Origin of the sequence: Oharaeibacter diazotrophicus (genome assembly GCF_004362745.1) — a bacterium.
Taxonomy (GTDB): Bacteria; Pseudomonadota; Alphaproteobacteria; order Rhizobiales; family Pleomorphomonadaceae; genus Oharaeibacter; species Oharaeibacter diazotrophicus.
The window spans coordinates 1,138,505-1,152,849 of record NZ_SNXY01000006.1 but is presented as its reverse complement, the minus strand read 5'-3'; the positions used below and the strand labels follow the sequence as shown (position 1 = coordinate 1,152,849).

Sequence of the window (14,345 nt, the reverse complement as noted above, 5' to 3'; positions counted from 1 at the left end):
CGGCGCTAGCCTTCGATCGGGAAAGCTCGGGTCACCGCCCACGGGAGACATTCGCCATGCGCCGTCCGCTCGTCGCCGCCGCCTTCGCCGCCGCCCTGTTCTCCGCCGTTTCTTCCGGTCCGGCGCTCGCCGCCGACACCATCCGCGCGCTGGCGCCGACCTGGGTCGGCTTCGCGCCGGCGCTGGTGGCGAACACGCTCGGCTACTATGCCGAGGAGGGACTCTCGGTCGACTTCAAGTTCGAGGACGACCGAAGCAACGTGCTCGCCGCCTACGCCCGCGGCGACATCGAGGTCGACATGCGCACCGTCGGCGAGCACCAGGGCCGCCCGCGTGACGCTTCGACCCCCGGCGTCATCATCGGCACCATCGACATCTCGGTCGGCGGCGACGGCGTCGTCTCCGACGGGTCGATCGCGACCGTCGCGGATCTGAAGGGCAAGACGGTGGCGGTCGAGCCGAACATCCCGGCCCGCCTCCTGCTGCAAATGGCCCTCGCCAAGGAGGGTCTGAGCCTGAAGGACGTCGCGCTCAAGGAGATCGCGACCGCCGACACGCTCGCCGTGTTCGCCGACGAGAGCGTCGCCGCGGTCGGCACCTACGAGCCGTTCATGTCGCAGGCGGTCAAGGCGGTGACGAACCGCAACCCGAAGATCCTGGTGTCGTCCAAGGACGCGCCCGGCCTGATCACCGACATCATCACCGCCCGCCAGGACGACCTCGCGGCCAATCCGGAGAAGTACAAGAAGTTCCTGCGCGGCATCTACCGCGCCGTCGACTTCTACAAGAAGGATCCGGCCAAGTTCGCCGAGCTCGCCGCGCCGTTCTACGGCTTGACGGCAGCCGAGGTGACCGAGATCATCGACAGCTCGCTCGCCTACACGACTTACGAGGAGGCCGCGACCTTCATCGGCACCAAGGCGGCGCCGGGGACGCTCTACCCGCTGTTCGACGAGGTGATGAAGCTCAACCTCGACTACGGCGCCGCCGACACGAAGCTCGAGGCGGCGCAGCAGATCGACCCGTCGGTGGTGACGGGCCTGTTCGACGGCGCAAAGCGCTGATCGGCCGGGCGCGACGGGGAGGGCGGGGCGATGGCGCGGAACGGGCGATGGCCGATCGCGGGCGCGGTGTTCGGGGCCGGGCTGCTGGCGGTCTGGGAGACCGTGGCGCGGACCGGGCTGGTGGCGCCGCTGTTCCTGCCGCCGCCCTCGACGGTGGTCGCTGCCGCCTGGACGATGACGACCACCGGCGGCCTCCTCGGCCACGCCGCGATCTCGACGGTCCGGGTGTGGGCGGCCTTCCTGATCGCGGCGGCGATGGCGGTGCCGATCGGCATCGCCATGGGCAGCTATCCGCCGGTGCGCCGGGCGCTCGAGCCGACGCTCGACTTCGTGCGCTACCTGCCGGTACCGGCGTTGGTGCCGCTGGCGATCATCTGGTTCGGCATCGGCGAGACCACCAAGATCTTCCTGTTGTGGATGGGCACCTTCTTCCAGCTGGTGCTGATGGTGGCCGACGACGTCCGCCGGGTGCCGCACGAATACGGCGAGCTCGCCGCCACGCTCGGCGCGCCGAAGCCGCGGGCGCTCCTCGACGTCACGCTGCCGGCGATGCTGCCGACGCTGTGGGACAACATGCGGATCACGCTCGGCTGGTGCTGGAGCTACGTGATCGTCGCGGAGATCGTGGCGGCCGACAGCGGCCTCGGCTTCGTGATCATGACCTCCCGGCGCTACTTCAAGACGCCGGAGGTGATGGCGGGCGTGATCGCCATCGGCGTGATCGGCCTCGTCACCGACCAGATCCTCCGGGCCCTGCACGGGCGCCTGTTCCCCTATCTCGCGCGGTGACCCCATGAGCCACCTCGTGTTCGACCGCGTCGCCAAGAGCTATCCGGGCCCCGCCGGCCCGGCGCCGGTGGTGGAGCCATTCAGCCTCGACGTCGCCAAGGGCGAGATCGTGGTGTTCCTCGGGCCCTCCGGCTGCGGCAAGACCACCTTGATGCGCATGGTCGGCGGCCTGGAGACCCCGACCTCGGGCGCCATCCGCCTCGGCGGCGCCGTGCTCGAGGCGCCGGACCGGCGCCGCGGCATGGTGTTCCAGTCCTATTCCTCGTTCCCGTGGCTGACGGTCGAGGAGAACGTCGCCTTCGGCATGCGCTACCGCGCCGATCTCTCGGCGACCGAGAAGCGCGAGCGCACCCGCCGGTTCCTCGACGTGGTCGGGCTCGCCGAGCACGCCGGCGCCTATCCCACGCGGATCTCCGGCGGCATGCGCCAGCGCGTCGCGATCGCGCGGACGCTGGCGGCGGGCTCGGAGGTACTCTTGATGGACGAGCCCTTCGGCGCCCTCGACGCACAGCGCCGCGAGCAGCTCCAGGTCGAGCTGCGGCGGATCCTCGAGGCCGACGCCAAGACCATCGTGTTCGTGACCCACGACGTCGAGGAGGCCGCCTTCCTCGCCGACCGCGTGGTGGTGTTCACGCGCCGCCCGGCGCGGATCCTGGCCACCGTCGACGTCACGGCCCGGCTCGGCAGCCACCGCGACCTCGACACCCGCGACGGCGCCGCCTTCTTCGAGCTGCGCCGCGACCTCCTGCATCTCGTCCGTTCCACCGCCGAGGAGACCTGACATGACGCTGCCCGGACTTTCCGGCAGACGGGTGCTGGTGACCGGCGCCAGCCGTGGCATCGGCGAGGCCGTCGCGAGCGCCTTCGTCGCCGCCGGCGCCGTGGTCCACGTGCTCGCCGAGGACGGCGCGGTCGAGGACACCGGCCGGCGGATCGGCGCGGCCGCCGCCCACGTCGCCGACATCGCCGACGAACGCGCGGTCGCCCGCGCCGTCGCCGCGATCGGCCCGCTCGACGTCCTCGTCAACAACGCCGGCCTCGAGCGGATGACGCCGATCGACGACCCGGACGCCACGATGATCGCTGTGTTCCGCCGGGTGATCGAGGTCAACGTGGTCGGCACCACGATCGTGACGCAGGCGGTGCTGCCGCAGCTCGGCCCGGGCGCGCGGATCGTCAACACCGCCTCGATCTGGGGCCGGGTCGCCGAGCCGCTGTTCTCGGCCTACGTCGCCTCCAAGCACGCGGTGATCGGTCTCACCAAGACCTGGGCCAAGGAGCTCGGTCCGCGCGGCATCGCGGTCAACGCGGTGGCGCCGGGCTGGGTCCGCACAGAGGGCTCGATGCGATCGGCGAGCGTGATCGCCGCCCGGATCGGCCGGCCGGAATCGGACGTGATCGGCGCGGTCGAGGCGGCGCAGGCGCTGCCCGGCGGGCTGATGGAGCCACCCGACGTCGCCGGTCCCTATCTCTACCTCGCCTCCGACCTCGCCGCGAACGTGACCGGGCAGACGCTCGGCGTCGATCGCGGCGAGGTGCCCTGGTAACCCGCGAACGGAGCGCCGCGATGGACGCCTTCGACCCCGCCTTCCTGCCCGTCTCGGGCTTCGACCTGCCGCGCTACGCCGGCATCCCCACCTTCATGCGGCTGCCGCACGCCGGCCCGGCCGACGGCGTCGAGGTCGGCCTCGTCGGCGTGCCCTGGGACGGCGGCACCACCAACCGGCCGGGCGCGCGCCACGGGCCGCGGGCGCTGCGCGACGCCTCGACGATGGTGCGCATGGTCAATCAGGCGACGGCGGCGGCGCCGTTCCACACCGTGCGCTGCGCCGACCTCGGCGACGTCCCGCCCAACCCGGCCAGCCTCGACGACAGCCTGGAGCGGATCCGCCGCTTCTACGCCGACCTCGTCGCCCGCGGGGTAACGCCGCTGACGGCCGGCGGCGATCATCTGACCAGCCTGCCGGTGCTGCGCGCGGTCGCGGCCGGCGGGGCGGTCGGGATGATCCACTTCGACAGCCACACCGACCTCTACGACGACTACTTCGGTGGCTACAAGCTGACCCACGGCACCCCGTTCCGCCGGGCGATCGAGGAGGGCCTGCTCGACCCGAAGCGCATCGTCCAGATCGGCATCCGCGGCTCGACCTACGACGGCGAGGACCGCGAATACGCCGCCGAGGTGGGCGTTCGGATCGTCGGCATCGAGGAACTGATGGACCGCGGGCCGGAGGCGGTGATGGCCGAGGCGCGCGCCATCGTCGGCACGGGCCCGGTCTACGTGTCGTTCGACATCGACGGCGTCGATCCCGCCCAGGCGCCCGGCACCGGCACGCCGGAGATCGGCGGCTTCTCCACCCACGTGGCGCAGCGGATGGTGCGCGCCCTCGACGGCCTCGACATCGTCGGCGCCGACCTCGTCGAGGTGTCGCCGCCCTTCGACGTCGGCGGCATCACGGCCTATGCCGGGGCGTCGCTGATGTTCGAACTGCTCTGCGTCGTCGCCAACGCGGTGGCGCGGCGCAAGGGCCGCGCCGCCGTCGTCAACGAGCGCCTCGCGCGCGTCCTCGGGGGGCCCGCATGACCGACGTGAAGAACAGCCGCAACGCCTACGACGCCGGCCGGCTCAACCTGCCCTTCGTCGGCATCTGCACCTTCGGCAAGTGGCCCTACGTCGCCGACTGGGACGCCATCGACGCCGACGTCTGCGTGCTCGGCGCGCCCTACGACTTCGGCACCCAGTGGCGGGCCGGCGCCCGGCTCGGGCCGCGCTCGATCCGCGAGGCCTCGACGCTGTTCTCCTTCGGCCACGGCGGCGCCTACGACCACGAGGACGACGTCGTCTACCTGCCGGCCGGCCTGAAGATGGTCGACCTCGGCGACGCCGATATCGTCCACACCGACACCATGAAGAGCCACGCCAACATCGAATACGGCGTGCGCCGGATCCTGGAGGCGGGCGCGCTGCCGGTGGTGCTCGGCGGCGACCACTCGATCAACATCCCCTGCGTCAACGCCTTCGAGGGCACCGGCGACATCCACCTCGTCCAGATCGACGCCCACCTCGACTTCGTCGACGAGCGCCACGGCGTGCGCTACGGCCACGGCAACCCGATGCGCCGGGCCGCCGAGAAGCCCTATGTCACCGGCCTCTCGCAGATCGGCATCCGCAACGTATCCTCCACCGCCAAGGAGGGCTACGACGATGCCCGGCGGATGGGCTCGGACATCCTGTCGGTGCGACAGGCGCGCAAGCTCGGCGTCGAGGGCGTGCTGGCGCGGATCCCGGCCGGCGTGCGCTACTACGTCACCATCGACATCGACGGCTTCGACCCCTCGATCGCGCCCGGCACCGGCACGCCTTCGCACGGCGGTTTCCTCTATTACGAGGTGCTGGAGATCCTGGCGGGGCTGGCCAAGCGCGGCACCGTGGTCGGCGTCGACCTGGTCGAGGTCGCGCCCGACTACGACCACACCGGGACGACCGCCATCCTCGCCGCGCAGGTGCTGATGAACTTCATCGGCCGCATCCTGCACGCCCGGGGGACGACGCCGTGACCGCCCCGCTCGCCGGCAAGCGCGCACTCGTCACCGGCGCCGCCAGCGGCATCGGCCGCGCCTCCGCCGCGGCGCTCGCCGCCGCCGGTGCCACCGTGGTCGGCCTCGACGTCGCCGTACCCGCCGACGCGCCGGTGCCGATCGTCGCCACGGATCTCCGCGACGAGGCCGCGGTCGTCGCCGGCGTCGCCGAAGCGGCGGCGCTGCTCGGCGGCGGCGTCGACGTGCTCGTCACGGCCGCCGGCGTGATGCGCGAGGCGCCGCTCGGCGAGGTCACCGCCGAGCACGTGGCGCTGCACTTCGACGTCAACGTCCGCGGCACCATCCTGGTCGCCCGCGAGGCACTGAAGGTGATGCCCGACGGCGGGCGCATCGTCACCTTCGCATCCGAACTCGCCCGGCTCGGCCGCCAGAACGCCTCGGTCTACGTCGCCACCAAGGCGGCGATCCTGGGGCTGACGCGGTCGTGGGCGCGCGAACTCGCCCCGCGCGGCATCCTGGTCAACGCCGTCGCGCCCGGGCCGATCGACACGCCGCTGCTCGGCTTCGACGCGCTGACGCCAGAGCAGCAGGCGCTCGAGACGACCCAGCCGCTCGGCCGGGTCGGCCGGCCGGAGGAGGTCGCCGCCGCGGTGGTGTTCCTGGCCGGGCCCGGCGCCAGCTTCGTCACCGGCCACGCGCTCGCCGTCGACGGCGGCGCCGCCATGTCCTGACCGTTCCGGGAGACCGCCGATGATCCGCAATCCCGTGCCCTGGCCGAACGGCGCCAAGCTCGCGGCCTGCCTGACCTTCGACATGGACGCCGACAGCCTGATCCACGTCGAGCATCCGGACGACGGTCACCGCCGCGTCTCGGCGATCTCGATGCTGCGCTACGGCCCGACCGTCGCGGTGCCGCGCATCGTCGAGACCTACAAGCGGCTCGGCATCCGCCAGACCTTCTTCGTGCCGGCCTGGTGCATGGAGCAGTATCCGGCCGCGGTCGAGGCCATCCTCGAGGGCGGCAACGAGATCGCCCACCACTCCTGGATCCACGAGAACCCGCTGCAGCAGAGCCGCGAGCGCGAGGCGCATTGGCTCGACCTCGGCATCGAGACCCACGTCCGGATGACCGGCCGCAAGCCGCGCGGCTGGCGCGCGCCGCTCTACAATTTCTCCGACAACTCGCTCGACCTCCTGGTCGAGCGCGGCTTCGCCTACGACGCCTCGCTGATGGGCGACGACGTGCCCTACGTGATCGAGAGCCGGACCAGCGGCGCGCGCATCGTCGAGATGCCGTCGCACTGGGGCCTCGACGACTGGCCGCAGTGGGTGCAGTCCTTCGACCTCGACTACATGATGCCGATCCGCTCGCCGCGCACCGGCTTCCGCATCTACGAGGAGGAGTTCGAGGTCGCCCGGCGCTACGGCGGGCTGTGGATCCCGGTGATCCACCCGTTCGCCACCGGCCGGCTGGCGCGCTGGCACGTCTTCGCCGAGTTCCTCGAGAAGGCCGTCGCCTCCGGCGAGGTCTGGTTCGCGCCGATGGAGGAGATCGCCGCCCACGTGCAGGGCCTCGTCGACGCCGGCCGCTACACCCCGCGCGTCGAGGTGCTGCCGCAATACGCCGGGCCGGTGCAGCCGCGGGGCTGAGGCAGTGGGATTGCGGTTTCGCTGGGGTGCGCCGCGCGATGCCGGAAGTCCCTGTCGAAGCTCAGGGTACCCCGATACTGTTCTCGAGCGTGTTGTGAACCTCGGCTATGAATCGTCGATAGGCGTCCGTATCACCGCCCCTTTCTCTGACCCGGTCGACTTGCCATTCGAGAAAGCTCGGCATGAACCAGATCAGTGAGAGTAGCCGGCTCGGAACATCGTCATTCTCCGTGATATCGATCGCTCTCAGTATCTCGAGCACTCGATCGCCGCGCCGTACGTCGAATAAACCGTCACGGACGAGCGCAAAGAAACCGCCGTCGGCCCATTCGGCGTCGAGCTTCTCGACGAGAATTTCAATTTCCATTGGTCAATCCTCACCACTGCATCGGTCGACATGGAGATGTTCATCGCATGCCGGGGATCGCGAACTGTCGAGTTATCCATTTCAACCTGGGAAAGCCGGGAGGTTCAATGCACCGATGGGTGCCCGCCGGCGGTAGTCGCCACGTTGGGCGCCTCGTCCATTTGGAACGCGTCGCCTCCCGAATCCGGATGCGATCCGCGAAGCGCTGACCTAGTGTCCGCGAGACGCCCGGCCTTGCCGGCGTCGTCACGGGGTGGAGCGGGGCGGACCGGAGCCGATGAGAGCCAGCAAGTCACGGCGGCAGGCGCAGATCCTGGCCGAACTGGATCGCCTGCCGAGCCTGCGGGTCGCCGACCTCGCCGAGCGGCTGGCGGTCTCCACCGAGACGATCCGGCGCGACCTCGACGAACTCACCGGTCAGGGCCGGCTCAACCGCACCTACGGTGGCGCGGTCCGGATGATGAACTCCGAGCCGGCGATGAACGAGCGCCACGCGCTGCACGTCGTCGAGCGCCAGCGGATCGCCGCGGCGGTGGTCGGGCGCCTCGCGGGCGCGCGGGTGGTGATGATCGGTTCGGGTTCGACCACGCTGCACGTCGCCCGCCAGATCGCGGCCGACCTTCGCGACCTCACGGTGATCACGCACGGTTTCGCCATCGCGGCGGCGCTGTCGGCCAACGCCTCGATCAAGGTGGTGATGGCGCCCGGCGAGTACCACGCCGGCGAGGGTGCCACCGTCGGCGTCCACACCACCGGGTTCCTGTCGAATTTCTTCGCCGACGTCGCCGTGCTCGGCGCGAGCGGACTGACCGAGGAAGGGCCGAACGACGCCCTGATCGAGAGCGCCGCGGTCTATACCGCGATGACCCGGCGGGCGGCGCGCACGCTGGTCGCGGCCGATCACTCCAAGTTCGGCCGGATGTTCCCGGCCCGCTACTCCGGCTGGTCCGAGGTGGCCGAACTCGTCTCCGACAGCGCGCCGGACGGTGCGGTCGCCGCGGCCCTCGCGGCGGCGGGCGTCGCGGTGACGCCGGCGCCGTGAGCGGAGATCACGCCGGCGGCAGGTAGCCGATCAGCTCGTCGGCGGTCATGACCGAGCAGTAGATCATGTTCATGATCTCCAGCTCGCGCTCGTGCAGATCCATGGTGCCGGCGGCGCAGGCGTCGTCGACGACGATCACGTCGAAGCTCTCGTCGGCGAGGCTGCGCACGGTGGAGGAGACGCACTGGTCGGTGAAGATGCCGGCGCAGACCACGTGGGTGATCCCCATGTTGGCGAGGATCAGGCGCAGGTTGGTGCCGGTGAGGGCGCTGTCGGTGGTCTTGGTGACGACGATCTCCTCGCCGACCGGACCGACCGCGGCGGGGATCTGCGAGGGATCGAGACCCTTCGGCAGCTTAAGGTCGTTCCAGCCGGGCTTCTTCTGGCTGAGCGAGCGGTCGCGGCCGTCGGAGAGATGGCAGGCGATGCGGGCGAACAGCACGTCGAGCCCGCCGGCGCGGAAGCGTTCCTCGAGCCGGGCGATCGTCGGCAGCACCGTCTCGTGCATGCGGCGGTGGAACGGCGTCCAGGCGTGCCAGCGGGCGAGGTCGGCGCCGGAGAGCGTCTCGGGGTCGGGGCGGTCGAGATAGACGTTCTGGACGTCGATCACGAGGAGGGCCACCTTGCCGGGCAGCAGCACCGGGTCCTCGGGCTCCGGCGCGCCGTCGTAGTAGAACGAGCGGTATCGGGTCTTCCAGGTCATCGATCGGTTCCCGGGGTTCATCCCGCCGCGGCGGCGCGGCGGCGGCGCCAGTGCACCACCAGCCCGCCGCCGAGCAGCAGCACGGCCGCGGCGAGGGTGCTCATGGTGCCGAGCGCCGGCACCATCGGGGTATAGCCCGCCACCATCTTGGAGTAGAGCCACTTCGGGATCGTGGAGTCGGCGCCCGCGGTGTAGAGCGACAGCGGGAAGTTGCCCCAGGACAGCAGGAAGGCGAAAAGCGCGCCCGACCAGATCCCCGGCCACAGGATCGGCAGCGTCACCGTGCGCAGGATGAACAGCCGATCGGCGCCGAGGTCTGAGGCGGCCTCCTCGAGCACCGGATCGAAGCCGTAGACGCGGATCGCGATCACCAGCGTCACGATCGGCACGATCCAGACGAGGTGGGCGACGATCGCGGTCTGCCAGGACGGCGTGACGCCGAGGGCGTTGAACCACAGGAGCAGGGCGAGGCCGAGGACGGGCTGGGGGAAGAAGATCGGCAGCAGCAGGATCTTCTGGTAGATCCGCCGGCCCTTCCAGTCGAAGCGGGCGAAGGCGAGCGCGCCGAAGAAGGCGATCACCACCGCGACGACCGTGACGACGGCGGCGATCATCACCGAGTTCTGCACCAGGGCGTGGATCTCGAGCGAGGCCGCGGTGCGGCCCCACCACTCGCCCGACCACGCCCGGATCGGGAAATTGAAGTAGCGGCCCTTGGCGAGGCCGGCGAGGGCGCCGCAGACGATCGGGAGGTAGATCGCCACGAGCACGAAGCCGGTCCACAGGCCGACGAACAGATTGGCACGGCGGCTGGACTGTTCCATCGCGGTCATCTCCGCCCGAGGATGCGGTCGAGGTCGAGCCGGCCCATCACCGCGAGGGCGAGGCCGGAGACGATCACCATCAGGATCACCGCCAGCGCCGAGCCGAGCGGCCAGTTCTGGGCGTAGGTGAAGGCGATCTCGATGTCCTGGGTGATCGGGATGATCGACTGGCCACCGAGGATCTTGGCCTCGGCCACGGCGCCGGCCGCGAGCACGAAGGTCAGCAACATGCCGATCAGGATGCCGGGCATGGCGAGCGGCAGTTCGATGTCGCGCCAGATCGACAGCCGGTCGGCGCCGAGGTCGCGGGCGGCGTCGATCAGGTCGCGCGGCACCATGGCGAGGCCGAGGGTGATCGGGAACAGCATGAAGGGCAGGTAGACATAGACCATGCCGAACAGCGTCATGCCCGGGGTGAACAGCACCTCCGGCCCGCCGGAGAGGCCGATCCACTTCAGGAAGCCGTCGAGTACGCCGTTCTTCAGGAAGAACAGCACCCAGCCGTAGAGCCGGACATTCTCGGAGACGAACAGCGGGAACACGAACAGCGTGCCGACGAGGCCGGACCAGCGGCCGAACACGCGGTCGAGCCCGTAGGCGATCGGGTAGGCGACGATCGCCAGCAGCACCACGGTGACGGTCGCCAGCACCAGCGACCACGCGAACGACGTCCACACGGTGTTGGCGGGGTCGACGATGGTGGCAAAGTTGTCGAGCGTGAACGAGCGGAAGACGTCGAAGCTCTTCGGCGTCGCGAAGGCGTAGGCCGCGACGGTGACGAGCGGGGCGACGAAGCCGGCCAGCAGGAACAGAATCACCGGCAGCGCGCAGCGCAGGCCGGCGGGGAGACGTGGCGCAACGGCGGCGCCGGGGGCGACCGGGACGGTCGCGTCGGGAGCGACGGCGGCGGCGGAGCTCATGCGGCCACCACGATGGCGTCGGCGGCGTTCCAGCCGATCCGGACCGGGCGGTCGAGCCCGCCGCGCCAGGCCAGCGAGCGCGACAGCTCGACGATCATGGTGCGGTCGCCGACGCGGACCTGGTACTGGATCCGCGAGCCGAGGGCGTATTCGTTGTAGAGCGTGCCGTCGAGGAGGTTGTCGGTGCTCTCGCCGTCGCCGACGAGGCGCATGAACTCGGGGCGGACCACCACGGCGACGCGCTCGGCGTCGGCGAGTTCCGCCGGCAGGGCGAGGCGGATCGGCTGGCCGCCCTCGGCCGCGACCCAGCGGCCGCCGACCTCGCGCACGGCCTCGACCACGTTGACCTCGCCGACGAACTCGGAGACGAAGCGGTCGGCGGGGCGGGTGTAGATCTCCTCAGGCGTGCCGACCTGAACCAGCCGCCCGGCGCGCATCACGCCGATCCGGTCCGACATCACCATCGCCTCCTCGAGGGAATGGGTGATGTAGATGAAGGTCTTGCCGCTCTCGCGGTGCAGGTCCTTCAGCTCCTTCTCCATCACCTTCTTGAGCTTGTAGTCGAGCGCCGACAGCGGTTCGTCGAAGAACAGCACGTCGGGGTCGTAGGCGAAGGCGCGGGCGAGGGCGACGCGCTGCTTCTCGCCGCCCGAGCATTTCATGACGTTCTTGCCGTAGTAGCTCTCCGGCAGGCGGACCATGCGCAAGAGTTCCAGCGCGCGCGCCTTGCGCTCCGCCGGCGCGATCTTCTTGACCTTCAGTGGATACTCGATGTTCTCGCCCACCGTCATGTGCGGGAACAGCGCCAGCGACTGGAACACGAGGCAGGTCGGCCGGCGGTTCGACGGCACGCCGTTGATCAGCTGGCCGCGCAGGGTGATGTTGCCCTCGGACGGGTCCTCCATGCCGGCGAGCATGCGCAGCAGCGTGGTCTTGCCGGAGCCGGACGGGCCGACGATGGTCAGGAACTCGCCCTCGAGCACGTCGAGGTCGATGCGATCGACCGCGGCGAAGCCCGCGAACACCTTGCGCACGCCGACGAGTTGCAGCACGGGCAGCGCCTTCGGCTCGGATACGGATGCGGCGGCGGGCGGTTCCAGGACGACGGACGACATCGGATCGCAGTTCCTCGGTGGTAAGGGTGGGGCGCCCCTCGCGCGGAAACGGGGGCGCCCCGGCGTCGTCAGCCGCGGGCGCGCTTGGCGGCGGTCATCAGCTCGAGCGCCTTGTCGTAGTCGGGGACGATGTCGTACTCGACCGATCGCGCCATATCCTCCTCCAGGGTGTCCCACTGGATGGCGTCGAGCTCTTCGGTGGTGAACAGCTCGAAGCACTTCGGATTGCCCATCTGGGCGACCGGGTTGAACGTGCCCTCGGCGAAGGCGACGGTGTGGGCGACGTCGGGGGCCTGGACGTATTTCAGGAAGTCGGCGGCGAGCGGCGACAGCTGCGGGTTGGCGACCGTCGAGGTGATCTCGATCCAGGAGATGCCGCCCTTGCCGTCGATGGCGCCCTTCAGCGGTGTGATGGCGCGCAGGTTCGGGTAGCCGTCGGCGCGGGCCGGCGAGACCGAGTAGGTGCCGCCGGTGAACTGCAGGTCGATCTCGCCGGCGACCAGCGCCTGGTTCATGGTGGCCATGTCGCCGACCATCTTGGCGCCCTTGAAGATCTTCAGCGCGGTCTCGGAGAAGACCTTGAACTCCTCCTCGGTGTGCTCGGCGAACGGGTTGATGCCGGCGACCATGAAGATGTTGAAGACGTTCCAGTCGTCGGATTCCTGGATGCCGTAGCGGCCGGCGAGGGCGGGATCGTTGAAGAGGTCCCAACCGGTCTTCTCGGCGGTGGCGCGGCTGATCTTGTCGGTGTTGACGACGAAGCTGTAGGGCCCGAAGCGCTGGGCCATGCCGACCAGTTCGGTGCCCTCGTCGTTCATCGCCCACTTGTAGGGCGCCTTGAACTGCGGGAGCATGGCGTCGAAGAAGGGCTCGAACTCGGCGCGCGGGAGCGGCTTGATCAGCCCCTCCTTGTACATGACCTTGCGCGCCCAGGGATTGTTGACGTTGATCAGGTCCCAGATCCCGGTCTCGCCCGCGCGCAGGCGGTTGATCATGGTGGGATCGTTGGTCAGGCTCTCGGCCTTGACCGTCGCCGAGCGGCTGGAGCGGAACGGGTCGAGCACCTGGGCGGAGTTGTAGCCCTCCCAGCACAGGATGTTCAGCTCGCTCTCGCGCGCGGCCATGGCGCGGCCGGCGCCGGCGAGCGGCAGGCCGAGGGCGAGCGCGCCGGCGCCCATGCCCTTCATCAGAGTGCGTCGGGAAATCGTCTGCATCGCTCACCCCTGGCGTTCTCGGCGCCGCCGATCGGCGGGACCGTCCGGATGACTGTTGGACTCGCAACATTCCGGCTGCGCATCGCAGCGGCCGGAGGCACGGGCCCTGGCGCTGCACGGTTATGCTCAAACCGTGCCAAGCGGCATGTGCGCGGTGCAAGGGCGGCGGAGAAGGGCGGAATGACGCCGGAGAGGGCAGGTGGCGACGCGGCTGTGCCTCACAATTGGGCATGCACGTCCCGCCGAGGAATGAAATGATCGGGTTGCCAACAAAACAGGGGCGGAGCGAGGCTGAAATGTTGAAGTCGCTACAGGGGCGCACGGTCATCGTCACCGGCGGCAGCAAGGGCATCGGGCGCGGCATCGCCAAGCGCTTCGGCGCGGCGGGGCTGACGGTGATGGTGGTGGCCCGCTCGCAGGCCGACGCCGACGCCGTCGCGTCCGAGATCGGCGCCGGCGCCTTCGGCTTCGCCGCCGACGTCACCGACCCCGACGGCATGGCCGCCATGGCGGCCGCCGCGATCGAGCGCACCGGCCGGATCGACGTGCTCTGCGCCAACGCCGGCATCTTCCCGGCCGCCAAGCTCGGCGAGATGACCGCGGCCGACTTCGACCACGTCCTGGGCACCAACTTGAAGGGGACCTTCCTGTCGGTGTCGGCCTGCCTGCCGGCGATGAAGGCGGCGGGCTGGGGGCGGATCGTGATCACCTCGTCGATCACCGGCCCGATCACCGGCTATCCCGGCTGGTCGCACTACGGTGCCAGCAAGGCCGGCCAGCTCGGCTTCATGCGCACGGCCGCGATCGAACTCGCCCAGCACGGCATCACGGTCAACGCGGTGATGCCCGGCAACATCTTCACCGAGGGCCTCGACGGCCTCGGCCCGGACTATTTCGCCAAGATGGAAGCGTCGATCCCGATGCGCAAACTCGGCAGCGTCGACGACATCGCCAACGCCGCGCTCTACTTCGCCTCCGAGGAGGCCGGATACGTCACCGGCCAAACCATCGTGGTCGACGGCGGCCAGGTGCTGCCGGAATCGCTCGCCGCGCTCGAAGCCATGTGAGAAGGCCCGCAAGATCCTGCGAATGCGGGATCTTGCGGGCCTTCTCACAT

The 14,345-nt window shown here is 70.1% G+C and carries 16 protein-coding genes; 10 read left to right on the top strand and 6 right to left on the bottom strand.

The features are described 5' to 3' along the window. The first annotated feature begins 56 nt into the window (after positions 1-56). The 8 genes from EDD54_RS05440 to EDD54_RS05405 are packed head-to-tail and all read left to right on the top strand — an operon-like array spanning position 57 to position 7,043. Positions 57-1,064, top strand: a complete 1,008-nt coding sequence (locus EDD54_RS05440; protein WP_126535841.1) for an ABC transporter substrate-binding protein — start codon at positions 57-59, stop codon at positions 1,062-1,064. 30 nt (positions 1,065-1,094) lie between these two features. Next, positions 1,095-1,853 (top strand): ABC transporter permease, encoded by a 759-nt coding sequence (locus EDD54_RS05435; protein WP_126535844.1) that lies wholly within the window; start codon positions 1,095-1,097, stop codon positions 1,851-1,853. 4 nt (positions 1,854-1,857) lie between these two features. Then, the gene (locus EDD54_RS05430) at positions 1,858-2,634 is read left to right on the top strand and encodes an ABC transporter ATP-binding protein (RefSeq protein ID WP_126535846.1); all 777 of its coding nucleotides are present in this window, start codon (positions 1,858-1,860) and stop codon (positions 2,632-2,634) included. 1 nt (position 2,635) lies between these two features. Further along, entirely contained in the window at positions 2,636-3,400 is a 765-nt protein-coding gene (locus tag EDD54_RS05425) for an SDR family NAD(P)-dependent oxidoreductase (RefSeq protein ID WP_126535848.1), read from the top strand. A gap of 20 nt (positions 3,401-3,420) precedes the next feature. Beyond that, complete coding sequence (speB, locus tag EDD54_RS05420; protein WP_126535850.1) at positions 3,421-4,437, top strand: agmatinase; 1,017 nt, start codon at positions 3,421-3,423, stop codon at positions 4,435-4,437. Next, positions 4,434-5,411 (top strand): agmatinase, encoded by a 978-nt coding sequence (speB, locus tag EDD54_RS05415; protein ID WP_126535852.1) that lies wholly within the window; start codon positions 4,434-4,436, stop codon positions 5,409-5,411. The genes speB (EDD54_RS05420) and speB (EDD54_RS05415) overlap by 4 nt, the downstream gene beginning before the upstream one ends. Further along, complete coding sequence (locus tag EDD54_RS05410) at positions 5,408-6,124, top strand: SDR family NAD(P)-dependent oxidoreductase (protein WP_126535854.1); 717 nt, start codon at positions 5,408-5,410, stop codon at positions 6,122-6,124. Before speB (EDD54_RS05415) ends, EDD54_RS05410 begins: the two co-directional genes overlap by 4 nt. A 19-nt stretch (positions 6,125-6,143) precedes the next feature. Continuing rightward, positions 6,144-7,043, top strand: coding sequence for a polysaccharide deacetylase family protein (locus tag EDD54_RS05405; RefSeq protein ID WP_126535856.1), 900 nt, complete (start codon positions 6,144-6,146; stop codon positions 7,041-7,043). A 61-nt stretch (positions 7,044-7,104) separates the two neighbouring features. Here EDD54_RS05405 and EDD54_RS05400 read toward each other — a convergent pair whose 3' ends face one another. Continuing rightward, positions 7,105-7,410, bottom strand: coding sequence for a hypothetical protein (locus tag EDD54_RS05400; protein ID WP_126535858.1), 306 nt, complete (start codon positions 7,408-7,410; stop codon positions 7,105-7,107). A 277-nt stretch (positions 7,411-7,687) separates the two neighbouring features. Here EDD54_RS05400 and EDD54_RS05395 point away from each other — a divergent pair, with 277 nt between their 5' ends. Next, positions 7,688-8,452 (top strand): DeoR/GlpR family DNA-binding transcription regulator, encoded by a 765-nt coding sequence (locus EDD54_RS05395; RefSeq protein WP_126535860.1) that lies wholly within the window; start codon positions 7,688-7,690, stop codon positions 8,450-8,452. Between the two features lie 7 nt (positions 8,453-8,459). Here the strand turns inward: EDD54_RS05395 and EDD54_RS05390 are convergent, their stop codons facing one another. The 5 genes from EDD54_RS05390 to EDD54_RS05370 form a co-directional block, all read right to left on the bottom strand. Beyond that, entirely contained in the window at positions 8,460-9,155 is a 696-nt protein-coding gene (locus EDD54_RS05390) for a cysteine hydrolase family protein (protein WP_126535870.1), read from the bottom strand. A gap of 17 nt (positions 9,156-9,172) precedes the next feature. After that, positions 9,173-9,979, bottom strand: a complete 807-nt coding sequence (locus tag EDD54_RS05385; protein WP_126535872.1) for an ABC transporter permease — start codon at positions 9,977-9,979, stop codon at positions 9,173-9,175. Positions 9,980-9,984: 5 nt separating this feature from the next. Continuing rightward, positions 9,985-10,899: an ABC transporter permease gene (locus EDD54_RS05380; protein WP_126535874.1), complete on the bottom strand. Its 915-nt coding sequence runs from the start codon at positions 10,897-10,899 to the stop codon at positions 9,985-9,987. Next, positions 10,896-12,014, bottom strand: coding sequence for an ABC transporter ATP-binding protein (locus tag EDD54_RS05375; protein ID WP_126535876.1), 1,119 nt, complete (start codon positions 12,012-12,014; stop codon positions 10,896-10,898). Before EDD54_RS05375 ends, EDD54_RS05380 begins: the two co-directional genes overlap by 4 nt. A gap of 68 nt (positions 12,015-12,082) precedes the next feature. Next, positions 12,083-13,228, bottom strand: a complete 1,146-nt coding sequence (locus tag EDD54_RS05370; RefSeq protein WP_126535878.1) for an ABC transporter substrate-binding protein — start codon at positions 13,226-13,228, stop codon at positions 12,083-12,085. Between the two features lie 296 nt (positions 13,229-13,524). Here EDD54_RS05370 and fabG point away from each other — a divergent pair, with 296 nt between their 5' ends. Next, on the top strand, positions 13,525-14,295 hold the full coding sequence (fabG, locus tag EDD54_RS05365; RefSeq protein WP_126535880.1) for a 3-oxoacyl-ACP reductase FabG: 771 nt from the start codon (positions 13,525-13,527) through the stop codon (positions 14,293-14,295). The last annotated feature ends 50 nt before the right edge of the window (positions 14,296-14,345 follow it).

Bases quoted from the DNA above. Each gene is read 5' to 3' on its own strand.
- EDD54_RS05440 (WP_126535841.1), top strand. From the start codon at position 57: ATGCGCCGTCCGCTCGTCGCCGCCGCCTTCGCCGCCGCCCTGTTCTCC.
- EDD54_RS05435 (WP_126535844.1), top strand. From the start codon at position 1,095: ATGGCGCGGAACGGGCGATGGCCGATCGCGGGCGCGGTGTTCGGGGCC.
- EDD54_RS05430 (WP_126535846.1), top strand. From the start codon at position 1,858: ATGAGCCACCTCGTGTTCGACCGCGTCGCCAAGAGCTATCCGGGCCCC.
- EDD54_RS05425 (WP_126535848.1), top strand. From the start codon at position 2,636: ATGACGCTGCCCGGACTTTCCGGCAGACGGGTGCTGGTGACCGGCGCC.
- speB (WP_126535850.1), top strand. From the start codon at position 3,421: ATGGACGCCTTCGACCCCGCCTTCCTGCCCGTCTCGGGCTTCGACCTG.
- speB (WP_126535852.1), top strand. From the start codon at position 4,434: ATGACCGACGTGAAGAACAGCCGCAACGCCTACGACGCCGGCCGGCTC.
- EDD54_RS05405 (WP_126535856.1), top strand. From the start codon at position 6,144: ATGATCCGCAATCCCGTGCCCTGGCCGAACGGCGCCAAGCTCGCGGCC.
- EDD54_RS05400 (WP_126535858.1), bottom strand. From the start codon at position 7,410: ATGGAAATTGAAATTCTCGTCGAGAAGCTCGACGCCGAATGGGCCGAC.
- EDD54_RS05395 (WP_126535860.1), top strand. From the start codon at position 7,688: ATGAGAGCCAGCAAGTCACGGCGGCAGGCGCAGATCCTGGCCGAACTG.
- EDD54_RS05390 (WP_126535870.1), bottom strand. From the start codon at position 9,155: ATGACCTGGAAGACCCGATACCGCTCGTTCTACTACGACGGCGCGCCG.
- EDD54_RS05385 (WP_126535872.1), bottom strand. From the start codon at position 9,979: ATGGAACAGTCCAGCCGCCGTGCCAATCTGTTCGTCGGCCTGTGGACC.
- EDD54_RS05380 (WP_126535874.1), bottom strand. From the start codon at position 10,899: ATGAGCTCCGCCGCCGCCGTCGCTCCCGACGCGACCGTCCCGGTCGCC.
- EDD54_RS05375 (WP_126535876.1), bottom strand. From the start codon at position 12,014: ATGTCGTCCGTCGTCCTGGAACCGCCCGCCGCCGCATCCGTATCCGAG.
- EDD54_RS05370 (WP_126535878.1), bottom strand. From the start codon at position 13,228: ATGCAGACGATTTCCCGACGCACTCTGATGAAGGGCATGGGCGCCGGC.
- fabG (WP_126535880.1), top strand. From the start codon at position 13,525: ATGTTGAAGTCGCTACAGGGGCGCACGGTCATCGTCACCGGCGGCAGC.